Source organism: Candidatus Amarolinea dominans (genome assembly GCA_016719785.1).
Lineage (GTDB): Bacteria > Chloroflexota > Anaerolineae > SSC4 > Amarolineaceae > Amarolinea > Amarolinea dominans.
On the sequence record JADJYJ010000017.1, the window covers coordinates 130845 to 155278 of the forward strand.

22 protein-coding genes are annotated in these 24434 nt (G+C 63.2%); 2 read left to right on the forward strand and 20 right to left on the reverse strand.

Translation table 11 applies throughout. The features are described from left to right. Positions 1-36: 36 nt before the first annotated feature. From IPM84_17430 to ffh, 8 genes are all read right to left on the reverse strand, one after another. Positions 37-1005, reverse strand: a complete 969-nt coding sequence (locus IPM84_17430) for a carbamate kinase (protein MBK9094508.1) — start codon at positions 1003-1005, stop codon at positions 37-39. 7 nt (positions 1006-1012) lie between these two features. Next, a complete protein-coding gene (locus tag IPM84_17435) occupies positions 1013-2116 on the reverse strand; it encodes an aminopeptidase P family protein (protein ID MBK9094509.1) in 1104 nt (367 codons plus the stop codon). Positions 2117-2143: 27 nt separating this feature from the next. Beyond that, on the reverse strand, positions 2144-4612 hold the full coding sequence (gene topA, locus IPM84_17440) for a type I DNA topoisomerase (GenBank protein MBK9094510.1): 2469 nt from the start codon (positions 4610-4612) through the stop codon (positions 2144-2146). Between the two features lie 478 nt (positions 4613-5090). Next, the gene (gene dprA / locus IPM84_17445; protein MBK9094511.1) at positions 5091-6194 is read right to left on the reverse strand and encodes a DNA-protecting protein DprA; all 1104 of its coding nucleotides are present in this window, start codon (positions 6192-6194) and stop codon (positions 5091-5093) included. A 136-nt stretch (positions 6195-6330) separates the two neighbouring features. Continuing rightward, positions 6331-6870 carry a 16S rRNA processing protein RimM gene (gene rimM, locus IPM84_17450; GenBank protein MBK9094512.1) on the reverse strand — a complete coding sequence of 180 codons (540 nt, stop codon included), beginning with the start codon at positions 6868-6870 and terminating at the stop codon, positions 6331-6333. Positions 6871-7062: 192 nt separating this feature from the next. Continuing rightward, positions 7063-7290: a KH domain-containing protein gene (locus IPM84_17455; GenBank protein ID MBK9094513.1), complete on the reverse strand. Its 228-nt coding sequence runs from the start codon at positions 7288-7290 to the stop codon at positions 7063-7065. Between the two features lie 26 nt (positions 7291-7316). Then, positions 7317-7577 (reverse strand): 30S ribosomal protein S16, encoded by a 261-nt coding sequence (rpsP, locus tag IPM84_17460; protein MBK9094514.1) that lies wholly within the window; start codon positions 7575-7577, stop codon positions 7317-7319. Between the two features lie 42 nt (positions 7578-7619). Beyond that, on the reverse strand, positions 7620-8957 hold the full coding sequence (gene ffh / locus IPM84_17465) for a signal recognition particle protein (GenBank protein MBK9094515.1): 1338 nt from the start codon (positions 8955-8957) through the stop codon (positions 7620-7622). Between the two features lie 276 nt (positions 8958-9233). On the opposite strand from ffh, the gene IPM84_17470 reads away from it, so the two are divergent. After that, positions 9234-9533, forward strand: a complete 300-nt coding sequence (locus IPM84_17470) for an isoamylase early set domain-containing protein (protein MBK9094516.1) — start codon at positions 9234-9236, stop codon at positions 9531-9533. Between the two features lie 10 nt (positions 9534-9543). Here the strand turns inward: IPM84_17470 and IPM84_17475 are convergent, their stop codons facing one another. The 12 genes from IPM84_17475 to IPM84_17530 form a co-directional block, all read right to left on the reverse strand. Continuing rightward, positions 9544-10755: a phenylacetate--CoA ligase family protein gene (locus IPM84_17475; protein MBK9094517.1), complete on the reverse strand. Its 1212-nt coding sequence runs from the start codon at positions 10753-10755 to the stop codon at positions 9544-9546. Positions 10756-10784: 29 nt separating this feature from the next. Next, positions 10785-11582: an ABC transporter ATP-binding protein gene (locus tag IPM84_17480; protein MBK9094518.1), complete on the reverse strand. Its 798-nt coding sequence runs from the start codon at positions 11580-11582 to the stop codon at positions 10785-10787. Between the two features lie 180 nt (positions 11583-11762). Beyond that, on the reverse strand, positions 11763-13124 hold the full coding sequence (locus IPM84_17485) for an ABC transporter substrate-binding protein (GenBank protein MBK9094519.1): 1362 nt from the start codon (positions 13122-13124) through the stop codon (positions 11763-11765). 202 nt (positions 13125-13326) lie between these two features. Beyond that, complete coding sequence (locus tag IPM84_17490) at positions 13327-14388, reverse strand: branched-chain amino acid ABC transporter permease (protein MBK9094520.1); 1062 nt, start codon at positions 14386-14388, stop codon at positions 13327-13329. A 3-nt stretch (positions 14389-14391) separates the two neighbouring features. Beyond that, on the reverse strand, positions 14392-15312 hold the full coding sequence (locus tag IPM84_17495) for a branched-chain amino acid ABC transporter permease (protein MBK9094521.1): 921 nt from the start codon (positions 15310-15312) through the stop codon (positions 14392-14394). A gap of 13 nt (positions 15313-15325) precedes the next feature. After that, positions 15326-17239, reverse strand: coding sequence for an AMP-binding protein (locus IPM84_17500; protein ID MBK9094522.1), 1914 nt, complete (start codon positions 17237-17239; stop codon positions 15326-15328). A gap of 83 nt (positions 17240-17322) precedes the next feature. Continuing rightward, positions 17323-18105, reverse strand: coding sequence for an ABC transporter ATP-binding protein (locus IPM84_17505; protein MBK9094523.1), 783 nt, complete (start codon positions 18103-18105; stop codon positions 17323-17325). Between the two features lie 137 nt (positions 18106-18242). Continuing rightward, positions 18243-19820 (reverse strand): hypothetical protein, encoded by a 1578-nt coding sequence (locus IPM84_17510; GenBank protein MBK9094524.1) that lies wholly within the window; start codon positions 19818-19820, stop codon positions 18243-18245. Further along, the gene (locus IPM84_17515; protein MBK9094525.1) at positions 19817-20395 is read right to left on the reverse strand and encodes a sigma-70 family RNA polymerase sigma factor; all 579 of its coding nucleotides are present in this window, start codon (positions 20393-20395) and stop codon (positions 19817-19819) included. The genes IPM84_17510 and IPM84_17515 overlap by 4 nt, the downstream gene beginning before the upstream one ends. A 109-nt stretch (positions 20396-20504) precedes the next feature. After that, the gene (locus IPM84_17520; GenBank protein MBK9094526.1) at positions 20505-21095 is read right to left on the reverse strand and encodes a CDP-alcohol phosphatidyltransferase family protein; all 591 of its coding nucleotides are present in this window, start codon (positions 21093-21095) and stop codon (positions 20505-20507) included. 3 nt (positions 21096-21098) lie between these two features. Further along, entirely contained in the window at positions 21099-22319 is a 1221-nt protein-coding gene (locus tag IPM84_17525; protein ID MBK9094527.1) for a glycosyltransferase family 4 protein, read from the reverse strand. After that, positions 22265-23242 (reverse strand): lysophospholipid acyltransferase family protein, encoded by a 978-nt coding sequence (locus IPM84_17530; protein MBK9094528.1) that lies wholly within the window; start codon positions 23240-23242, stop codon positions 22265-22267. Before IPM84_17530 ends, IPM84_17525 begins: the two co-directional genes overlap by 55 nt. Positions 23243-23552: 310 nt before the next feature. Here IPM84_17530 and IPM84_17535 point away from each other — a divergent pair, with 310 nt between their 5' ends. Next, positions 23553-24314 carry an NAD-dependent deacylase gene (locus IPM84_17535; protein MBK9094529.1) on the forward strand — a complete coding sequence of 254 codons (762 nt, stop codon included), beginning with the start codon at positions 23553-23555 and terminating at the stop codon, positions 24312-24314. Positions 24315-24434: the final 120 nt, after the last annotated feature.

Genomic DNA, 24434 nt, shown 5'->3' on the forward strand with positions numbered 1-24434 from the left:
TCAAGGAAAATCACGCAAATTCCAGGTGCGCCATCCCTATTCGTTTACAATCCAGGTTCCGGTCTCGCCGGCGAGAGCGCGCGCGATGTTCTCCGGGTTGGTGATGAGGACCTGACCGTGCGGCGTCTTCTCCAGGTATTCAATGGCCGCTTCGATCTTCGGCCCCATGCTGCCCTTGAGGAAATGCCCCTCCGCGTGATAACGCTTGGCCTCGGCCAGGGTCAGGCGATCCAGCCACTGTTGATTCGGCTTGTTGAAGTTGATCGCAACCTGCTCCACGCCGGTCGAGATCAGCAACAGATCAACGCCCAGCTCGGCCGCCAGCAGACCGCTGGCCCGGTCCTTGTCAATCACCGCGCCCATCGCGCCGACGCAGCCGCGCAACTCCCCTTTTTGATTCTCGAATACCGGAATGCCGCCGCCGCCCACGCTGATCACGACATAGCCCATGTCCACCAGGCCGCGGATGGCGTCCAACTCCACGATGCGCCGCGGGATAGGCGACGCGATCACGCGGCGCCAGCCGCGCCCGGCATCTTCCTGCACGATCCACCCTTCCGCCTCGAAGCGCCGCGCGCTGGCCTCATTGGCAAAGCCACCGATACCCTTCGTGGGGTTCTTGAAGCCCGGGTCGTTGGCATCCACCACCACCTGCGTCACCACGGCCACGCACTGGCGCCCGATCTGGCGGCGGTGAAACTCGTTGTCCAGCGCCTGCGCCAGCATGTAGCCGATCGCGCCCTGCGTATCTGCGCCGATCAGGTCGAGCGGGGTCGTATGCACCTCGCTGCTCGCCAACTCGTTGCGGCGCAGAATGAACCCCACCTGAGGGCCGTTGCCATGCGTCACGATCAGGTTCCAGCCGCGCTCGATCATGCCGGCAATGTGCATCGCGGTCGTGCGCACCGCGTCCCATTGATCTTCAACCTTCTGATGCTGGCTGTCTGCAATCAACGAATTGCCCCCAACGGCTACAATGGCGGTGGGCGCGCGTGAAGTTGTCATAGTCACCTCAATCATGGAAATGGTCAGTTCGGGCGTCATGATGCTGCACGGCGATTTCCTGCGCGTGACTGAGCCACTGCGCGCCGTCTGCACGGATGAAGAAGAGGTCTTCGATGCGCACGCCTCCCCAACCCGGCAGGTAGATGCCCGGCTCCACGGTGACCACGTTGCCGGCCTGGAGCACGTCCTGGCTCTGCGGCCCTAGCGATGGCTGCTCATGCACCGCCAGGCCCACGCCATGTCCCAACGAATGTACGAATTTGTCGCCAAAGCCAGCCTGCTCGATGACCGCGCGCGCCAGCCGATCCGCCTCCGCGCCGGTCAGGCCTGGCCGCAGATGCGCGGCCGCGTGCCGATGCGCGGCCGCCACGGCCTGGTAGACCGCGTGGAAGGTGTCGCTGGTGGGCTGGCCCAGGCAGAAGGTGCGCGTCAGGTCCGAGTGGTAGCCGTTGGGCAGGCGTGCGCCCAGGTCAATCGTCAGCGGTTCGCCGGCCTCGATGGGGCGCTCCGTGGGTCGGGCATGGGGCAAGGCGCTGTTTGGCCCGCTGGCCACGATGATCTCGAACGCCGGGCCATGCGCGCCGTGCTCGTGCAGGTAAACCTCCAGGCGCCAAGCCAGCTCGGCCTCGGTCATGCCCGGCTTCGCCACCGTGTAGGCGTAGGCCATCGTCGCATCGGCCAACTGCGCGGCCGCCTGGATGGCCGCCAATTCGCCGGCCTCCTTCTGGCTGCGCAGCCCTGCCACCAGGCCGGTCGTGAAAGCCCAATCAACCTCGAGCGGTTGGAACCAGCGCCGCCACTGCTCCAACGTGACCTGGTCTGACTCCAGCGCCACCCGTTTGTGCAGAAACGGCTCCAGCAAACGCCGAAATCCTTCGACATCCTCTCCACGCGCGATCTTGATCACCGCAAACCCCGGACACTCGCGGCCGGCCTGCTCGATGTAGCGCCCGTCGGTAATGAGCGTGGCGCTGTCCGCGGTGATAAATAGCCAGCCATTGGAGCCGGTGAAACCGCTGAGGTAGCGCCGGTTGTTGGCTTCGTTGATCAGGCAGGCGTCGAGTTCATGCGCCTTCGACGCGGCGCGCAAGCGTGTCAAACGTTCGGACATCTGTTCTTCTCCATCCAATGCTCATTATCAATGCTCATTGGCGCCGCCTTCGCCGATGGGCGTCACCGCGCCGCAGCGAATGCATTTGGCGGTCGTCTTGGTGGCCACGGTCAGCAGGCCGCCGCACTGCGGGCAGGGCGTGGGCAGCGGCCGCGTCCAACTGCTAAAATTACACTTGGGGTAATTGACGCAGCCGTAAAACAGGCGATTGCGCCGCGTCTTGCGCTCCACCAACTCGCCGCTGCACTCAGGGCAGGCCACCCCTACCTTGACCAGGATCGGTTTGGTGTTGCGACACGTCGGGAAGTTGCTGCAGGCGATGAACTTGCCAAAGCGTCCATGTTTGAACACCAGCGCATGGCCGCACTTCTCGCACAGCTCACCGGTCGGCTCGCTATCCACATGCACCTGTTCCATGCCGGCTTCGGCCTGCGCCAGACTGTGAACGAACGGCTCCCAGAAGCGGCGCAGCACCGACACCCATGCCTCCTCGCCGTCGGCGATGCGGTCGAGATGCTCTTCCATTTGCGCAGTGAAGCCCACGTCTATGATGTCGGAGAAGTGCTTGACCAGCAGATCATTCACCACAAAGCCCAGTTCGGTGGGAAACAGGCGCTTCTCCCGCCGCTCCACGTAACCGCGCTGCTGAATGGTCGAGATGGTCGGCGCATAGGTGCTGGGACGACCAATGCCGTTTTCCTCCAGCGTACGCACCAGAGTCGCTTCGGTGTAACGCGGCGGCGGCTGCGTGAAATGCTGTTCGGGCAGCAGACGCAGCAGATCAAGCCATTCGTCTTCCTGCAGGGCCGGCAGCCAACGCTCATCACCATCGGCCAGGGCGTCTTCGTCGCGGGTCTCTTCATAGACCACCAAAAAGCCGGCAAAGCGCACACGGACGCCCGTGGCGCGCAGCAGATACGGACGATCGCCGGCCGCCAGCCCGGCTTCGATGTCCACACTGACGGTATCCATCACGGCCGGCTCCATCTGGCTGGCGACGAAGCGCTGCCAGATCAGCTCGTACAGGCGGAACAGCTCGCGCTTGAGATACGGGCGCACCAGGTCGGGCGTGTACAGCACGGAGGTGGGGCGGATGGCCTCATGCGCCTCTTGCGCGCCCTTAGCCCGGGTCTTGTACTGGGGCGGCGTCTCCGGCACGAATTCGGCCCCGTAGCGCTGGCGGATGAAATCACGCGCCTGGTTCTGCGCGACTTCGGCCACGTTGGTGCTGTCGGTGCGCATGTACGTAATCAGGCCTATATTACCTACATTACCCGCATTACCCGCATTACCCGCATTACCCGCATTACCCGCATCGCCTGCATGACCGATCTGACCCGCATTGCCCAGCTCCACCCCTTCGTACAGAATCTGCGCGTTGGCCATCGTTTGGCGGGCCGTGAAGGCCAAGCGGCGTGAGGCCTCCTGCTGCAGGGTGCTGGTGGTAAACGGCGGCGCGGGCTTGCGGCGTCGTTCCCCCAGCTTGACCTTGCTCACCTGGTAGCTGGACTGTTCCAGCGCGGCCACGATGCCCAGCGTGTCCGCCTCGTTCGCCAGATCGGCCTCTTCCCCGCGGATGCGCACCAGTCGCGCCCGGAAACTGGGGCGTTCCTTGGGCGCCCGTTTGCCCACAACCAGTTTCTGCGCCAATTCCGCTTCGATGGACCAGTATTCCTCAGCTACGAAGGCCTGAATCTCGCGCTCGCGCTCCACCACCAGGCGCACGGCCACCGACTGCACACGGCCCGCTGAAGTGCGGCTGCGCACACGATCCCAGAGCAGAGGGCTGATCTTGTAGCCCACCAGGCGGTCAAGGATGCGCCGCGTTTGCTGCGCGTTGACCAGGTCCATGTCCACGGCGCGCGGGTGATCGAACGCGGCGCGCACCGCGTCGGGGGTAATTTCATGAAAGATCACGCGCTGGGTGGCCGCGGGGTCAATGGCCGCCGCTTCCATCAGGTGCCAGGCGATGGCCTCACCCTCCCGATCCGGGTCGGTTGCCAGGAAGACCTGCGCGGCCTGCGCCGCTTCGGCCTTGATCTGTCTGACCAGGTCCTTCTTTTCGTTGGGCACGCGATAGGTGGGGCGAAAATCGTGGTCTGTGTCCACCGAGAGCTGCGAACGCAGCAGGTCACGCACATGGCCCACCGATGCGCGCACGCGGTAGTTGCGACCGAGGATGCGCTCCACGGTCTTGGCTTTTGCAGGTGATTCGACGATCACGAGGCGGGTGCGCGTCGTCGCGACGGGTTGGCGGCTGTTGTCGGGCTTGCCATGCGCGCCGGTCTTTGCAGACTTGGCTGCTTGTGCGGCGGCGGCTTTCTTGCCGGCGCCGGTCTTTGCAGACTTGGCTGCTTGTGCGGCGGCGGCTTTCTTGGCGGCGCGGGTCTTCGCCTGCACGGCCTGGTGTTCAGCGATCGCCTTGCTGTGCGCCGCGGCTTTGAGTTGCGCGGGCGTTGGTTTGACCAAACCGAGATGGCCGGGCGCTTCGCCCATGCGGAAGAGGGTGGTGCCACACACCGGACAGGCGCCGCGCACCGCCCGTACACCACGCGCGGTGAAGACCGCTTGCGCCTCGCCTAGCGGGCGCCGCGTCTTGCACTTCACGCAGTAGGCGCTGGCGTCAGCCGGCAGGCCAGCCGGCGCGGAGGTAGGGCCAGCAGGTGCGGCCGCCGCCGGTTGGGCCGGTTTCTCGATCTTCACCGGCGCCGGCCTCGTCAAACCGGCGTGACCGGCCGTGTCGCCCAGTCGAAACAGGGTTGTGCCGCAGACCGGACAGGCGCCGCGCGTCACCGGTTGGCCGCGCACGTTGAATACAAACTGCGCGTGCTGAATCTCGCGCTTGATGCGGCACTTGACGCAGTATGCCTCGATCACAGGCGCGGGAGAAATGGCTGAATCATCGGACATTACGAACTAACTCCAGAAAAAGATAATTGCACAGGCAACCAGACCCGGCTCGCGGGCGTCAGTCTCAACCATCACGCAGACGGGTGTCGCGGGTCAGGACATAACTCATGCCGCCGACCTGGCGCACGAGTCCCTTCAGTTCCATCAGCGTCAGCGTGCTGGCAACCGTCGCCATCGGCAGGCCGGTGGCGTGGGCCACGTCATTGATGTGGCGCGGCTCGCTCGACAGGTGCTTGACCAGCAGGGCCTCGGTTTCATCCGCCGGAAAGAGCGTGCGCGCCTCGGCCTGCTGCGCCACCTGCTTGAGGTTCAACTCCTGCAGGATGTCCTCCACGCCCAGGACGGGCCGTGCGCCGTCACGAATCAGGCGATTGGTGCCCTCGCTGTTGCGCTGTAGGATGGAGCCGGGCACCGCAAACACCTCACGCCCCTGCTCGGTGGCAAACTGCGCCGTAATCAGGGCGCCACTGACCGTGCCCGCCTCGACTACCACCACGCCCAGCGACAGCCCGCTGATGATGCGATTGCGCGGCGGAAAATTGTTCGCCTCCGGCAAGGTGCCCAGCGGATAATCAGAGATCAGCGCCCCTGCCTCGCAGATCTCCTGCGCCAGTCGCCGGTGTTCATACGGATAAATCACATCCACGCCGCAGCCCAGCACCGCCAACGTGCGGCCGCCGCCATCCAGCGCGGCGCGATGAGCCTGGGCATCCACGCCCCGCGCCAGGCCGCTGACCACCGTGATCCGATTGCGCACCAGGTCGGTGGCTAACTGCCGCGCCACTTCACGGCCGTAGGCGGTGGGGTTGCGCGTGCCCACCACGGCCACGCTCCAGGCGTCGTCCACAGTGATGGTGCCTTTGACAAAGAGCAGCGGCGGCGGGTCATAAACCGTGCGCAGGCTGGCCGGGTAGGCATCGTCGTCCCAGGTCAGGGCATGCGCGCCGCTCTGCTCCAGGCGGCTCAGCAACTGATCGAGATCGAGTCGCTGGCGGGCGTCCACCAGGTTGGTCAACGAACGGCGGTCCAGCCCGGCCTCGCGCAGGTCGTTAAGCGAACCGTGCCAGGCGCGCTCGATATCCCCGAAGAAATCGAGCAGCGCACGTAAGCGCGCCGGCCCAATCCCGGACACGCTGTTGAAGCCGAGCCAGAAACGTAAATCGCTCATGTCAGCCTCTCTTTCTGGTACGACCGCGCCGCCTACAGGGGGGCCGGCGATTGAAAGAGCGATTAAAATCGCACCTAAAGGGCGCACCGCCAGGCGTCCGCCTGCGTGAACGCCGTGCCGGACGAACGCGCCGGATTCAGCCGATGCCCGCCGGCACGCTGACGACCATGCGACCTTCATCCAGGATGATCTCATGGATGACATCCTCCACGGCCGGCAGCAGCATTTCACCGGCGGCGGTGCGGATGACGTAGACATCGTTGGCGCCGGTGAAGAGCACGTCCTGGACGTGGCCGATCAGGTCGCCCGCGCGTGTCACCACGGCCAGGCCCACGATCTGGTGGACGAAGAATTCACCCCGGCCCAACTTCATCGCTTCGGCCGCCGGCAGTTTTACCCACAGTCCGCGCAGGTTTTCCGCGTCGCGGCGCGTCTCCACGCCGATCAGGCTGAGCAGCGCGTAGCGAGGCGTCAAGCGCACCGCGGCGACACCGACGGGCAGGTTGGTATCGCCCACAAACACGCGCGGCACGCTGAGAAAGCGCCGCGGCCACGCGGTCTCGAAACTGACCACAACTTGCCCGCCCAAGCCGTGGGCACGGGTAATCCGCCCGATGACGATGTACTCAGGCGCTGACGCGCTAGGTTGAAGCGATGCAGTGGATGTTGACGACATGGGTCAATTCTGATTGGTGTGAGAGCAGGCGTGTAAAAAACAAAGGACGAATCAAACGGGTTCGTCCTTTGTTCTCAGCGGCCATGCAGAAGCGGCGTGTTGTGCGGGCCGCTGGTGAGCCGTCATGCAGACGATGTGACCGGAGCCGAGGACTCATCCTGTCACTCCCAGAACAAGTTCGGGACTCCGACGCTAATGCACTTCCAGCGAAGCCCGTTTGCCGCGGCGCACGGCCGACACCCGTAGCAAGATGCGCATCGCGTTGACCACGCGCCCGCTCTTGCCGATGATGCGGCCCATATCGGACGGAGCCACGTGCAGTTCCAGGCCGATCTCCTGGGGCGTCACATGTTCGCGCACCCGCACCTGCTCTGGTTCATCCACCAGTCCTTGCGCGATGTACTCGATCAGTTCTTTCATGCCTGAATCTCCTGGATCAGCGCTGGTCACGCTTCCCACGGCGCCTTGCTCAGCACGCCCTGGCGAAACAGGACACGGGCCACGGCTTCTGATGGCTGGGCGCCGACGCCGATCCAGTAGCCCGCGCGCTCGTTATCGAGCACAACGGTCTCCGGCTCGGTGCGGGGATTGAAATAGCCCAGGGACTCGATAAAGCGACCATCGCGCGGTGAGCGACTGTCGGCGACGACGATACGATAGGTTGGCTGTTTTTTGGCGCCCATGCGGCGCATACGAATACGGACCATAGGTACTCTCGAACTCCTTTTCTATCCTGAGCAGCGTGCTGCTTAACGTAACATGCCCAAAAGCCCCTGCAATCCACCGCGCCCGCGTCGTTGGCCCGACATCTGTTTCATCAGGCGCTGCATCTGCCGGAATTGCGAGAGGAGATCGTTCAACTGGGCCACGGAGGTGCCTGACCCGCGCGCAATGCGTCGCTTGCGACTCCCGTTGATGAGATCAGGATCACGGCGCTCGGGCACGGTCATCGAACAGATCATGGCCTCGATGGTCTTCATCTGCCCATCGGTCACTTCCGGGGAAATATCCTTACTCACACGCGACATGCCCGGAATCATGTCGAGCAACTGGCTGAGCGGTCCCAGCTTTTTGACTTCGCGCAACTGATTGAGGAAGTCTTCCAGATCGAAATCGCCCTTGAGCAGGCGCTTGCCCATCGCCTCGGCCTTCGTCTTGTCAAGGGAAGACTCGGCCTTTTCGATGAGGGTCAGCATATCGCCCATGCCCAGGATACGCGAAGCCAGGCGATCTGGGTGATACGGTTCCAGGGCATCCGTCTTTTCGCCAATGCCCAGGAACTTGATGGGCACGCCGGTCACTTCACGGATGGAAAGGGCGGCGCCGCCGCGCGCATCGCCGTCCACCTTGGTCAGGATCAGGCCGGTGATCGCCACGCGCTGATGGAAACCTTCTGCCACGCGCACCGCTTCCTGCCCGGTCATCGCGTCCACCACGAGCAGGATGTCGTTCGGCTTGGTGCGCGCCTTCACCTCTTCCAACTCGACCATCATGGCGTCGTCAATCTGCAGGCGGCCGGCCGTATCCAGGATCACCACGTTGTACGCGCCCTCTTTGGCCCGTTGCAGCGCGTTGGCGCAAATCTGCGGCGGTGACACCCGGTCGCCCTCGCTATACACCGGGATGTCCAACTGCCTGCCCAGCACTTCCAACTGCGTGATCGCGGCCGGCCGGTAGGTGTCGGCGGCCACCAGCAACGGGCGTTGGCCGGCCTTGCGCAGACGCAGGGCCAGTTTGGCCGCGGTGGTGGTTTTGCCGGAGCCTTGCAGGCCCACCATCATGATCACCGTCGGCGGGTTGGAGGCCATCGTCAGCTTGCCGGGTGTACCCAGCATGGTGATGAGTTCCTCGTGAACGATCTTGACCACCTGCTGCGCGGGGGTCAGGCTCTGCATCACCTCGGCGCCCACGGCCCGCTCGCGGATGCGCGCGACGAACGCCTTGACCACCTTGAAGTTGACGTCGGCTTCCAACAGGGCCATGCGCACTTCGCGCAGCGCCTTGTCTACGTCCGCTTCGGTCAGGCGGCCCTGGCTCGATAGTTTATCGAAGATGGCCTGTAGTTTTTCGGTCAGTGTTTCGAACACAGATCAACTCACCATGCGTTCAGTGTCGTACAACAGACTTCCGAAGCCCTGCGGACTTCGGAAGTCACAATGCCTACGATCGTGCCATTCTGCGGAATGGTTTACAGATGGGGCGATTCTACAGGAGGTTGTGATTTTCGTCAAGTTCTTGTATAATATGCTGCAAGCGGGAATAGACTTCACTTTTTCCGCCTAAGGAAACAGGCGCAATTCGTGCCCGCTTGCAGTATAAAAGCAGGTCTGTGCATCCAAAATCAACCTTGTGGATACGCCATTATGATCCGAAAGTCACCATCTTCCCGCCCCGGATTCCTACGTGTCACGTTCGAGCTGCCCTCGACGGTATGGGCTGAGCGCGTGGCCCTGGTGGGTGAGTTCAACGACTGGGACAAACAGCATGATTTCCTGACCCAGGACCACACCGACGCCATCTGGCGGGTTACCCTGGAACTGGAAGCCGGCCGCCAGTACCAGTTTCGCTACCTGGTGAACGGCACCGATTGGCACAACGACTGGAGCGCAGACGCCTACCAGCCAAACGTACAGGGCAGCGACAACTCCATCATCATCACCTGATTCACTGCCGCTAATCCCAACGGCGCTCGTCCACGATCTTGGGTGCATTGGCGGCCAGCTCGGCGACGAACTCGAAGGCGTCAACGCTGACGCGGCACACCTGCTTGAACGCGGCGCTCAGCGGCTCTGTCAGCGCGGCGCTGTCGGCCTGTGGATCGGACAGGACCAGGCGCAGGGTCAACTCGTCGCGCACGCCGGGTCGGCGCACCACCACCTGATGGGCCGCGATCGGAAACCGGCCCAGGGCAAAGGTCACCTGGTTTGGATGCAGGAACATGCCGCGCACCTTGACAGCATCGCCCACGCGGCCAACCAGGGTGATGGCCCGCTCGCTCTGCCGGCTGACGCCGGGCGCCGGATCCAGGTTCATCGCCAGGTCGCCGGTGCCAAAGCGAATGAGCGGATAGGTGGGGTTGAAGTTGGTCACCACCACTTCGCCCGCCTCGCCAGGGCCGACCGCGGCCCCGCTATCGCGATCTACGATCTGGATGATGGGGCCGTCCAACAGACGCATGGACATGGCGCCGGTCTGATCATAGGCCAGAAAACCAAGTTCGGCCGTGCTGTAGGCGTTAGTGACAGTCAGGCCATAGTCGTTGACCAGACTGGCGCGCACGCGGCCAGCCAACGGTTCGGCTGTAAGCAGCACCTGGCGCAGCGCCAGCGCGGTGCGCGGAATCTGCATCTCCTCCGCCTTCTGCAGCAGCGTCATCAGCCAGCTTGCCGAGCCGACGTAGCCGTTGACGCCCAGATCGAGCATCATCTTCACCTGCAGATCGGCGTTACCGACCCCCACCGGGACAACAATGGCGCCGACGTGCTGCAGCATCAGGTCAATCAGCATGCCGGCTGGCACCAGGTGATAGCTGAGCGCATTCAGGACGATGCTGCCGCGACCCAGACCGGTCAACTGCATGAGCGGCGCAGCCGTATCGAACAGGACCGTTTCATCGGCGTGTGGCTCATAGAGCGGGCCGGGGGACAGGAACAAGCGCTTGACCTCTGCCAGCGGCACGGCCAGGAAACCGCCAAAGGGAGGTTCCTCGGCCTGCAGTTCAACCATCCGGTCTTTGGTCAGGACCGGAATTTTAGCGAGATCCGCCACGCCCCGCACAGCAGACGGGGTAAGGCCGGCGGCTTCGAACCAGCGGCGTACACCAGGCGCATGATCGTACGCCTCGGCCACGAACGCGGCCACACGAGCATCGAGATCACTGATCATGATTGCAACCTTTGACCTCCAAAACCTGATTATCCAAGCCAGCGTTTCCGTCGCTTGTAGTGCTTGACGTCGCGGTAACTCTTGCGCGTTCCCACCTGCGTCAATCCCAGGTAGAACTCCTTGATGTCCTCGTTTTGAGCCAGCTGGCTGGCCGCGCCCTCCAGCACGATATGCCCGTTTTCCATGACGTAGGCCTGATCGGCGACGCTCAGGGCGATGCGGGCATTCTGCTCTACGAGCACGATGGACATACTGCCATCCTTGCTCAACTGCTTGATGACGTCGAAAATCTCGGCGACGATCAAGGGGGCCAGGCCGAGCGAAGGCTCATCCAACATCATGATCTTGGGATGGGCCATGAGCGCCCGTCCGATGACCAGCATCTGCTGTTCACCGCCCGACAGGTAGCCGCTGGTGCGCTGGCGCATCTCCTTGAGCTGGGGAAAATAGTGATAGACCCGTTCCAGGTCGCGTGCCGGTGAGGCGTCCGCGTGGGAGCGCCCCACCGCGCCGATGAGCAGGTTCTCCTCCACGGTGAGATGCCGAAAGAGGCGCCGCCCTTCCAACACCTGGATAATTCCCAGTTGCACGATGTCTTCCGGCGGCAAGTGCTCGATGCGCTGGCCGTCGAACTCGATGCTGCCGCGGGTGACTTTGCCCAACTGCGTGCGCAGCAGGCCGGAGATCGCGCGCAGCGTCGTGGTCTTGCCGGCGCCATTGGCCCCCAGCAGGCAGACGATTTTGCCTGGCGGAACCTCGACAGAAACCCCGCGCAACACCAGGACAACGTCGTGGTAGATTACTTCGATGTTGTTGAGTTTGAGCATTTTCGATGACCATGGTTGCCTCATCCCGCCCCCGCGTCCCAAGAGCGTCAGGAGCGAGATGAGGCTTTTGTCGCCGCCGAATGAATTCGGGGCGAAAGGGCGTTCCGCCGCCAGGTCGGCCTGCGCCGACCGGCATCGCGTCCACGCAGGTCAGCGTAGAGACGTTGCAATGCAACGTCTCTACTGGGTCGGGCGCAGGTCGGGCGTCTGCGTCCAGTCCTGCAGGACGACGAACTTGTCCGGTCCGCCCTGAATCTGGCGAATCTGGGATTGGTGCGGTGAACGGCTGTTGTTCGAGTAGTCCACGCGGAACACGCCGCTCAGCGGTTCGTGCGGGCCAAGCGCAATCAGCGCGTCATGCACGGCCTCGCCCGTGAGATTGTCGTAGCCCACCGTGTCAACGGCCAGCCTGATGGCGTCCGCGGCCAGGTCCACGCCGGCAATCAACAGGAGATAGCCCACGTTGTGCTCGCCCTTGGTGCGCTTGTTGGCCGCAAAAAGTGCCTCCGCTTGTTGGATGCCCGCATTGCTGGCGTCGGTCCACCACAGGTAGGGGAAGGGAGTGATCAACCCAACGCCATAGGCCGGCTGCGCCAGGAAGGCGTAGAGCGCCAGGTCCATGCCCCAGTTATCGGCGGCCACGACGAACTGATCGCGCAGCCCCAGGCTGTTGAGATCGTTCAGAAGGGCAGCCGGGCCAAAGGCCAGCGTATTGGTCCAGATGACGTTGGCGCCGGCGGCCTGCGCATTGAGGATGGCGGTTGTGGTGTCGGCCGTGGGGGATACGTCGTACTTCTCCTCGGCCACCAGTTCGACGCCCAGTTCCTTGAGATAGGCGCGGCTCTCGGTGGTCAAACCACCCTGGCCGAACGCGCTCGGCCAACTAACATAGGCCAACTTGATGGTATCGCCGGCGCCTGTGGGTTTGTGCTTGGCCCAGTTATCCTTCAGATACTTCATGACCAGGCCGAGTTGATCGGGGTAGATCGGGCCGAGGCCAAAGGTGTAGCCTGAGTTGACGTAGAACGCCTTGGAGGAAAGGCCGGCGGCGATGTTCGGAATTTTGTCCTGTACGAAGCGCGGAGCCAGCGCTTCTGCTTCGCCTGAGCCGTAGGTGATCATCAGGAGGACATTCTTGTCCTCGCCTGTGAAACGCTCATACGCGGCAACCGCCTCATCAACGCTGCCGGCCGTGTCGGCGAACTTGATGGCGAGCTGCGCGCCATAGATGCCGCCGGCGGCATTGACCGCGGCGATGGCATCCTCGGCGCCATGCACCAGGGGTCCGGTGATGGACGCGTAGGGGCCGGAGAGGTCGCCAAAATGGTACAGGGTAATCGTCTTACCCTTGAGGTCGGGCGGCCCAACCGTCGGTGTGGGCGGCGGCGGCGTGGGCGTGGGCGGAACAGGCGTCGCTGTGGGCGGCACCGTTGTGGCGGTAGGTGGGACGGGCGTGGCGGTGGGGGGGACCGGCGTGGCCTGCGGCGCGCAGGCGGCCAGCAAAACCGCAATCACAATCAGGGTCAACAGATGTCTACGCATGGTATCTCTTCTCCTTCAGGTCGTATGAGGCACGCGAACGTGCTGTGGGGTTGCCAATGCCAGGCTCATGCCTGTGACGCGACGGAGGGTGGGCAAGAGGGGAACGGCGTTGCTTGACAAGTTTCGACTGACGTCAAAAGACGGCGACAATCTCGCCATGTGGTGGCAAATCAGACGATAAAATCACCTCCTTCATCGGATGCTAGTGCGAAAACGGTCTCAGCCGCCAGGCCGCTTTCAACATCTGCCAGCGGTGCGATAGGCCGCGCGGCTCGAAGATCAAGAAGAACATCAGCGCGCTGCCAAAGAAGAGCGGGCGCATGGCCTGCACCGCGCCGATCGGGCTGCCGGGGAACAGGCCAACATAGATCGGCCCTAACAGCGTCGCGGCTTCGATCAACAGCTCGACCAAGATCGCGCCCAGAATGGGGCCCAGACTGGTGCCGAGACCGCCGACAACCAACATCCCCATCAGGAAGATGGAATCGGTGAGGTTGAAGGTTTCAGAGTTGATGTGCCGCAGTTGATGAGCCGAGAGCGCGCCGGCAATGCCCGCGTAGACCGCGGCCAGGAAGAAAGCCTGGAGCTTGTAGGTGAAGAGGTTGACCCCCAGCAGTTCCGCGGCCAGGTCATGATCGCGGATGGAGACGAAGGCGCGCCCCAGGCGCGAACGGGCGACGTTGTGGGCCACCACGGTGGTGATGATCAGAACCGTGAGGGTCAGGGCCAGATAGCGACTGGCCTCGTTGAACTGATAGCCGAACAGCTCCGGCACGCTCACATTGATGCCCTGCGCGCCGTTGAGCAGCGCAGGAAAGGCGTTGCGCGTAAACCAGGGAATGATGAACTGCGCGGCCAGGGTGGCCATGACCAGGTAGAAGCCCTTGACCCGCAGCGAGGGCAGGCCGAAGAGCAAGCCAACCAGGCCGGCGCCGACCGCCGCGGCGGGTAGAGCCAGGAAGAAGGACCAGCCCAGGTTGTTGACCAGCAGCGCGGAGATGTACCCGCCCGTGGTCATGAACGCGGCCTGGCCCAGGGAGATCTGGCCGGTGTAGCCGGTGAGCAGGTTCAACCCCTGGACCGCGATGATGGTGATGCCGATCCGGTTGACCAGGCTGACCACGCTGGGGCTGGCGTAGAGGGGAAGCGTGTAGAGGGCCAGGATGAACAACCCAAGCAGACCCCATTGCCAGGGCCGGCGCAGGGTGGCCATGTCATACGCGTAGCTTTCGTCGAACTCGCCGGCTGGACGCAAGACCGCCATTCGTTAAATCCTCTCGATTCGTTTCTGACCCAAGAGGCCTTCAGGGCGCAGCAGGAGGACCACCATGAGGACGACATAGGGCATGATCTCGGCTGCGTTGCGGATCAACTGCACCTGCGAGACAGCCACCAGGCCCTGCGCCAGACCGATGAGCAGGCCGCCAATGATGGTGCCTGGGATAGATTCCAGGCCGCCTAACAACACAGCCGGAAAGGCCGCCAGAACAACGATGGACAGGCTCAAGTCCAGGCCGCTGGAGGTGGCGAGCAGAATGCCCCCCGTCGTTGCGACCACACCGGCCAATGCCCACGAGATGCCGAAGATGCGATGGATGCGCAGGCCGATGCTCTGCGCCAGTTCGTGATCTTCCGATGTGCCGCGCATGGCCAAGCCGGTGCGTGTAAAGCGGAAGAATGCGCCAATGACAATCACACCGAGGATGGCAATCACGAACGACCAGACCAGGTTCTGTTTCAGGATGACGGCGATCGGTTTGTCGTTGAACACGAACGGGGTGATGATCTTGTAGGGGTTGGCCGCGGAAAAGATCTGCGGAAAATTGCGCTGAACGCCGCCAAACAGGAGTAGGGCCAGGCCCTGTAAAACCTGGCTGAGTCCCAACGTCATCAGGATGATGGAGAGCAGCGGTTGACCGGTCATGGGGCGCAGGGCCAGGCGCTCGATGGCAAAGCCGAAAAATGCCGACAGGATCAAGGCCAGGACGATGGCAAGCCACAGCGGCAGGCCGAGTTCGACCGCTAACCACCAGGTGACCAACGTGCCCATGAGCAGCAGTTGGCCCTGGGCAAAGTTGAAGATGTACGAGGACTTGAAGATCAAGACCAGTCCCAGCCCCATCAAGGCGATCGGGCCGCCGGCCAGCAGGCCGGTAACGGCGAATTGCGGTAGCAGTTGCCAGTTCATGGCGCTCCTCTCCTCACGGCGTCTCGATGCGCAGCGTCGTGGCGATGACGCTCTCACGGCCATCGCGATAGGTGACGGTGGCGCTGACGTTGGCCGCGGGCAGGCCAGCGTAGATAGCTGCAATGATGTCGGCGTAACGTTCCGCAAGAAAGGCGCGGCGCAGTTTGCGTGTGCGGGTCATTTCACCCTCATCGGCGTCGAACTCCTTGTGCAGCAGAACGAACTTATGCACCCGCGCAGGCGTGGGCAGGGTGTGGTTGACCTCAGCCACGTCCTGGCGGATCAGTTCGTACACCTCCGGCTTCTGCGCCAGGTCGGTGTAGGTGGTGAAAGCCAGGCCGCGCTTCTCAGCCCAGCGGCCGACGTTGTCGAAATCAATGGTGATGAGGGCCGCGACGAAACGTTGCTGCGGCCCGCCAAGCGTCAAGGCATGGCTGATGTAGGGACTGAACTTGAGCCGCCCTTCGATATATTGCGGGGAATACCGATCGCCGCTGCTCAGTTCGATCATATCCTTCATACGATCCAGGTAGATGAGGTGGCCATCTTCGTCAATATGTCCGGCATCGCCGGTGTGAAACCAGCGCACGCCCCGGTCGTCCACCTCGATGACGGCGGCCGTGGCCTGTGGGTCCTTGTGGTAGCCCAAGAAGAGGCCGGGGCCGGCCAGGAGGATTTCGCCCGCGGTTGAAATGCGCATGGCCGAGCCGGTCAGCGGGGCGCCGAGCGACTCGAACTTGATATCGCCATGGCGATGCGTCACCGCGCCGCCCGTAATCTCGGTGGAGCCGTAGATCTGCTGTATGGATAAGCCCAGGGCCTGGAAGAAGCGCATGACATCGGGGCTGAGGGCCGCGCCGGCGGTGTACGCGGCGCGCGCCTTGTGCAAGCCAAACTGGCTGCGCAAGGGGTGAAAGACGATCAGATTGCCTAGCTGGTAGAGCAGGCGCCAGAGTAATGGCGCCGGCTGTTTGCGAAACTGGAAATCGGCCACCTTGTAGCCGACCGGCAAGAACAGCCGGTAGAGCAGGCGATTGATCGTGCTGCTGTCCAGCATGCGGGCGCGGATCGTGGCGACCAGGTTTTCCCACAGGCGCGAGTTGTAGAGCAAGGAGTCCGGCGAGATTTCACGGATATTCTGCTGCACGGTGGCCGGCCCTTCGGCGAAGTTGAGGATCACCCCGTCCACGGTGTGGGGAGCGATGTCGAGCGCGGCGCCGCCAATCCAGGCCATCGGAATGAAGGAGACGTAGTTGTCACTGTCGCGACGGGGGTCAATCTCGCCAAACGCGGCCACCGCGTAGGTGAAGTTGCCATGACTGAGCATGGCGCCCTTGGGCAGGCCGGTGGTGCCAGAGGTGTAGCAGAACATGGCCGCATCGTCCTTCTTGCCCCGCGCAACCAGGGCGTCGAAGCGCGCCGGCTCCTGGGCCGCGGCCTGCTGCCCCAGTTCCCGGACCGCCTGGAAAGGCATCAGCCAGGGATCGTGGTAGGACCAGAGGCCACGGTCATCCCAATAGATGACGCGTTTGACCAAAGGCAGGTTGGGTTTGATCTCCAAGAGCTTGTCGCACTGTTCCTGGTCTCCGGCCAGGACGAAGGTAGCATCCGCATGGGTGACAATGTACTCGACTTCGCGTGGGGTGACATCGGTGAAGATACCGACGACGGCCGCACCGGCGGCCATGATGGCCAGCGCGCCCCAGAGGTACTCGCAGTCGTTGTCGCCGATGATGGCGACGCGATCACCAGCCTGCAGGCCCAACTCGAGCAGTCCCTGGCTGAACGCGCTCACCTGCGCATACTCCTGCTCCCAGGAATACGCCTGCCAGATTCCCAGGTTTTTTTGGCGCACAGCGATTTTGGCGCTGCCGCGGTAGCGGCGCACATTCTCCAACCAGAACTGACTCAACGTTTCCGGCGGCATGGAGTAGTCCTACCTCTGTTCTGATTCGTGACGGACAAGCAACGCAACCACACCGACTGCGGTCGGGCGCAGATGTCCCCGCGTTACGCGCTCTGCTCCTGACCGAGATAGGCCCGAATGACATCCGGATTGTTCTTGATCTCATCCGGCGCGCCTTCGGCGATCTTTTGACCGAAATCGAGTACGACCACACGATCGGCGATGTCCATGACCAGGCCCATGTCATGTTCGATCAGGACGATGGTCAGACCGCGGCGCTCGTGGATGTCAAGGATGAAGCGCGCCATGTCTTCTTTCTCCTCCTGGTTCATGCCGGTCATCGGCTCGTCCAGGAGCAGCAGGCTCGGTTCCAGGGCCAGGGCGCGGCCCAGTTCAACCCGTTTGCGCAAGCCATGGGGCAGCGCGCCCACCACCGTCTTGCGATGATGTTCTATTTCAAGGAAGTCAATGATCTCTTCGACCACGCGGCGGTGGGCGATGTCTTCGCGATGGGCCAGGCCCCAGTAGAGCAGACACTGAAGCAGGCCGGCGTGCATATGAATATGGCGTGCGGCCATCAGGTTGTCCAGGGTGCTGAGGCCGGTGTAGAGCGCAAGGTTCTGAAAGGTGCGGGCAATCCCGAGTTGCGGAATACGAAAAGAGGGCAGACGTGTCAGGTCGTGACCCTGGTAGAGGATGCGTCCCTGCTGCGGTTTGTAGAAGCCGTTGATGCAGTTGAGCAGGCTGGTCTTACCAGCGCCATTGGGGCCGATGATGGCCAGGATTTCGCCCTGGTGTACCGTGGTGGAGACGCGCGCCAGCGTTTGCGAACGGCCAAAGCTCAGCGAGATGCTGTCCACGACAAGTTGAACCACGGGCACGACCATCGGTTCTCCTGCAGTAATACGGTGACTACATCTTGGAACAGGGAGGGGGAGAAGAAAAACAAACGATGCGGATTCTGGTGAATCAAATGGCGCTTATCAGGTGATGAGGGTCTATTGTATTCAGTTTGGGTGTCTTGTCAAAACACGTTGCACAAGAGGGTGCGGGGCGCGTGCGAACAGCCAGGCGCCCCATCGAGATAGCGCACAAATTGCGATGTGAATCCCCTGAGGACAAGGAGCAGCCTACCGGAGACCGGCTGTGCCGTTGGTGTGGGCACAGGCGTGTCGGTTGGCGGTACCGGCGTGTCGGTCGGCGGTACCGGCGTGTCGGTCGGCGGCGCGGGCGTATCCGTGGGCGTATCCGTGGGCGGCACAGGCGTGTCGGTCGGCGCCTCGGTCGGCGTCGGGGTGACGTCCGCATCGGTCGGCGTGGGGGTGGCGTCCGCATCGGTCGGCGTGGGGGTGGCGTCCGCCTCGGTCGGCGTCGGGGTGATGTCCGCCTCGGTCGGCGTCGGGGTGATGTCCGCCTCGGTCGGCGTCGGGGTGACGTCGAGCGTGGGTGTTGCCGTGCCATCGGCCGGCGTGGCCGTTTCGGTGACCGTCACGGTCATGTCAGGCGGTGTGGTCGTCATGGTCGGCGTCAGGTCGCCGGGCGTGGGCGTGGGCGTGGGCGTGGCGGTCCAGACCAGGGTGGGCGTGGGCGTAGCCAGGGGCGTGCGCGTGGGGGTAGCGGTGCGCCGGGGCGTATTCGTCGGTCGCGGCGTGTTGGTCGGCGGTCGCCGGGTGGGGCGTGGCTTGAGGGTGGGCTTGGGCATCGGCGTCTTGCCGGGCGCCAGGGTCGGTGTAGGCCCCAGGGTCGGCGTCGCCTGCGGCGGCAGGCTGTACAGGGGCTTCCACTCGGGAATCACAAGTGAGGTAGCGTGGGCCAAGCCAAAACCAGGATCGGTGACACCCTCGATGATGACCATGACGTTGCGTTCCAGGCGATCGTCCCACAACTCTGGCGGCACCCTGATTTTCAGTCCGGGGTCCAAGAAGATGATGTGCTGATTAGGATGGACGCCTGAAACCATCCCGGTCAGGCGAAATCGGACCGAAGGCCTGAGATAGAGTGCTTGCTGTAGTTCGCGTGTGCGCTCCTCGTCGAAGGTACGATTGATCTTCTCGGCATCCTGTGGATACGCGGCAAGGCTGGCTGCCAGGCCAACAGACTTACTCGCAAACTTGATAGGATACAGAGCGTCCCCGGGCAGGGCGGCTTCGGCCACGGACAGGGTGGCTGTGCCGAATGTGATGATGGCCAACAAAACGAGCATCGTGGCCCAGGCCGGGCTGAGCGGTCGCGTGGACATGAACGGCTCCAGGAGTCGTTCCCACCAGGTGCGCGCCGGGGCCGGGCGCTGACGCGGTAAGGCCGCAGAGCGGGCCGGTCGTGCCGGCGACGTCGCCGGTACGCGCGGCGGTGGGGGCGTCATCCGGGCAGCCGCGGCCAGAAACTGGTGGCGGATCTCTCCCTGCAGCCGAGCCGGCGGCGGGACAGGTGCGGCCAGCGTCTGCAGCGTGGGCACGAAGGCCAGTGCTGCGGCTAGTTCAGCCATCTGCTCAGGGTAGCGGCTCAGCTCCGGGTAGCTGGCCAGGCATTCGGCGATGCTGGCGCCCTGCTCGATACGGACGCAGCACACCTCGAAGATGGAATCGAAAAATAACTCGCTCATGACTCGCCTTCCATCATACGGCGCAGGGCAATGACGGCACGATACTGTAAGGCTTTGACGGCGCCCTCGCTCTTTCCAATGATTTGTGCAACCTCGGCAATACTACGTTCTTCTAAAAACCGCAGCGAAACAACCTGTGCCTGTTCCTCGGTCAGTCGGGTGATGGCCGCGCGCAAATGATCTCCGGCCAGGCGCTGCTCGGCACTGTCCACAGGGTCGTGCCGTTCACTCGGCATATCAGGGGCATCATCCAGGCCAACCTGGCTGCTGCGGCCGCGGCGCCGGAAATGATCCACCACCAAGTTGTGGGCAATACGGTAGAGCCAGCCCGAGAACGACGTAGTCCAGGCATGATCGTTACGTATGGCTTCCAACATACGTAAGAACACCTGCCCGGTCAAGTCCTCAGCCAGGGTGGCATCTCCAACCCGGTGATAGACATAGCTGTGGATGCGTGCGGCGTACAGGTCATAAACCTGACTCAGGGCTTGCGGGTCACAAGTCCGCGCACGCTCCAGTAACCTCGCCTCGTGCAGCGAGGTTACCGTGGGCACCCGCTTTTCGTCTGTGTTCAATGATGAAAGACGTCCATGAAACTGAAAAGACTACGCACCCAAAGGCCCAGTTTGGCACGCCGGGCCAGATTTGATTGGCTGGCAGTTACAGACGACGAGAGAGCAGGCGTCAGCCGCCCTGCTCTCCGCCGGTGATACGCCAGACGGTGTAGATGCGCTGCACGGCGGTGAAGTTGGTCAGCAGCGCCAGGATCCACAGCACCGGCGACATCCAGCCGATAATCAACCCAAAAGCCAGGACGATGACACGCTCCACCCGTGTGAACAGACCAGACTTGATCTGAATTCCCAGACCCTCCGCCCGTGCCCGTGTGTAGCTAACCAGCAGCGAACCGATCAGCGTGGCAAAGATGAGGATCGTCTCGATACGGTTGCCCTGCCCGTTGTAATAGATGAGCAGGCCAAAGAAAGTGACCGCTTCGGAGTAGCGGTCCAGCGTGGAATCGAGGAAGGCGCCAAAACGGCTGGTGCGGTTGGTTACGCGCGCCAGGGTGCCATCAATGGCGTCGAAAATGGCGGCAACGACCATGAGAATGCCGCCCACCTGTAGATAACCGGCGGCCAACACGCCTCCCACGCAGACCGTGAGGAGAAAACCGATCACGGTCAAGACATTGGGCGAGATATTGGTGATGCGAATCGTGCGTGCGATCGGTTCCAGGATGCCGCTGGCTTGCCGGCGCAAAAATTGTGTCAACATGACTTACGGTTTCTTTCCTTCTGACTTTCCTTCTGACTTTTCTTCTGACTTTTCTTCTGGCTTTTCTTCTGACTTTTCTTCTGACTTTTCTTCTGACGGATGATTGATTTCATCATAATAAGCGAGCAATCGTGGGACAACATGATCCCACGTATAGCGTCGTGCGGTCAGCAGCCCCTGCTCACCCAAGCAGCGACGGCGCTCGGGATCGCGCAACAGCGCGGTTAGGGCTGTCGCCAGCCTGGCATCATCTCCGGCCGGCACCAGGAGTCCGTCGCGGTCGGGCGTCACCAGGGTGCGGTAGCCGGCAATATCCGAAGCCACCACCGGCACGCCGGCCGCCATGGCCTCCAAAATCACCAGACCGAAGCTCTCGAAGCCGCGGGCCGGCGCACAGACAATATCTGCCTGCCGATAGCAGGCCGCCAGGCTGGCCTCGCTCTGCGGCCCCACGAAGCGGATGCGCCGCAGTGCCAGCTCTGCCGCCTGCCGCCGATAGGTTGCCTCATCCTGCCGCGTATAGGCGCCGGCGATCGTCAAGCGGGCGTCCGCGTGCTGGCGTTCAACCTGGCGCCAGGCCCGCAACAAGACATCCAGCCCCTTGCGCGGCTCCAGGCGTCCCACGAACAGGACATGAGCGCCCAACCTATCGCGCTCTGGCGCGACGGTGCGCAGGAGCTGCGCATCAATGCCGTTGGGAATCAGGCGAAAAGACGCATTCACGAACTGATTCCAAAATGCCGCGGTGGCCGTTGAAACTGCGACATGACCGTCGAGCAGGCGCATGGCCGCGCGCCACAGGGGGCGCACACAGCGGTAAAGGCGGTTGGGACCTTCACGATAGGCGTGAAAGGTACCCACTACGCGCGTGCCGGGGTAACGGTGGGCGGCAGCCAGCGCGGCCCACGAAACACCAGGCGCCAGCGGCTCATGCACATGCATGATGTCGAAAGCGTCGGCCGCCAGCAGGGACCGAATGCGCCCGGCGATACGCGGGTCCACGCTGATGTGCGACACGGCGCCCGCATAAGGCCAGCTCAGCACATGCGACGAAACACTCTGCAGCGTACCATCGAGACCGATCGCGGCGAGACTCGCCGGCGGCGCCGAACAGGGAGCCAGTACCCGTACAAAATGCCCTCGTCGCTCCAATGCCTGCGCCAGGCCGATTACGTGCTTGGTGACGCCGCCCGGTATGGCGATGTCGTATGGTGAGACGAGCATGATGCGTCGGCGGCGCTCGTTTCCCATAACGGCGTTGTCAGCACCCATTGGTCGGGCTGCCATGTAATCAAACGCTCCAGTTGAGCGGCCAGGGCGGTCAGGCCATTGGTCAGTGTTTCTTCTGCAGCCAGCGTCGAGACAAACGCCAGTGGCTCGTGAATGGTCAACTGCACGCTCCCGTTGCGCCGACGCTGGGCGTGCAGCGGGACGATCGGAACGCCGAGGCGCACGCTCAGACGCAGCGCTCCCACAGGCAGGCGGGCCGCCGCGCCGCAAACCATGACGGTGCGACCGCTGCCAGTTGTATCACGATCCATCATCAGACCGACCAGGCCACCCTGGCGCAGCCGCCGTACCACGGGCGTCAAGAGCGCATCGCTGGGGGCAAAACGATGGCCGTGCGTGCCCCGTAAGCGGCACATCCAGTCGAACAGGGCGGGCGGTTGCAGGCGTTCGGCCGCAATGAGCGCCGGCCAGCCACGCGCCGCCAGGGCCTGCAGCGCCAATTCACCTCCGGCAAAATGACCGCCGAGTAGAATGGCGCCCTGTTCCTGCCGGCGCAGGCGCTGCAATACCGCCTCGCCTTCGATCTGCACTCGTTCGTGCAAGGCGCCTGCGTCGAGACGCGGCGCCTGCAGCAGGTCACGGTAGTTGAGCCACAGGTGGCGAAAGGCACGCTGGGCCAGGCGTTCCACGGCCGGATCAGCGCAGGAGCGCTGCACGGCATGCCCCACATTGTGCAGCAGACCCTGTCGGGCCGCCGCCGCCCGCGGCCACTGCCAAACGGCCAGTTGTTCCAACGCCGCTGCGCTGAGGGCCGGCGCCGCGCGGGCCGCAAGCCAGGCTCCGGCGCTCAGCGCGGCAAACTGTCCCCAGTCCCGCGCCTCGTCAATCACACGCCGCACTACTTGATTTGGCTTCACACAGAGCAATCTTACCCTGAAACGAACTCACTGTCAAACAGAAGAACGCGCGGGAGGTTTTGCGAATTCGTCGGTTCGTATAGGATTTGCGATGGGCGCAAACCTGTGTTACATTTATATTGCATCATGCAACACGCGATGCGAGACAGAATTTAGAGCCAATCTGGCGAGTGACAGGAAAAGTGACTCGATGACCTCGGCATGGATGCGCATCCGTTCGGCGTTGATTCAACTTGCCACACGACGCTTGACCCTCTGGTTCTCCTTGCGCTACCAGCGGTCGCACACCTCGATACCCAAGGATCCAACCATGGACGAACGCCTGCAACACGCCGCCGATCTGCTGCGCCGCTCGACTCGCACCATTGCCTTGACCGGCGCGGGCATCAGCACCCCGTCCGGCATTCCCGATTTCCGCAGCCCCACGTCCGGCCTGTGGGCCACCTTCGATCCGCTCGAAGTGGCCTCGGTCTGGAACTTCCACGCCGCGCCCGAGCGCTTCTACGCCTGGATGCGACCGTTGGCAGCCCAGATTTTGGGAGCCAGGCCCAACCCCGCACACACGGCGCTCGCCCGCCTGGAGGCCGGCAACCTGGTGCATGGCATCATCACGCAGAACATTGACAGCCTGCACCAGGCCGCGGGATCGAAGCGGGTACACGAGGTGCATGGACATCTGCGCAGCGCCAGTTGCCTCGATTGTCATTTCCAGCGCGCAGCCGGCGACCTGTGGGACGCGTTCCTACAGCGCGGCGAGCTGCCGCGCTGTGACAACTGCGGCGCAGTGCTCAAACCAGACGCCATCCTCTTTGGCGAACCGCTTTCCTACAACACCCTGCGCCTGGCGCAAGAGGATGCCCTGCACTGTGATGTGTTTATCGTGGTTGGCTCATCCCTTGAGGTCGAACCCGCGGCTGATCTACCCTTCCTGGCCCAACGCCGCGGCGCCCAGGTCATCGTCTTCAACTACCAGCCCACGCCGATTGATGCCCGTGCAGCCCTCGTCCTCTCGGCCGACGCCGCCGTCATCCTGCCGCGCCTGGCCGACATCCTCCTCGGCCCGGCCACGTAGGTCACGCCTCCGGCGTGACAACGCCGTTTACAACAAATCACGCTTCCCGGCAACAACAGCGCAAGTAGGTCACGCCTCCGGCGTGACAACGCCGTTTACAACAAATCACGCTTCCCGGCA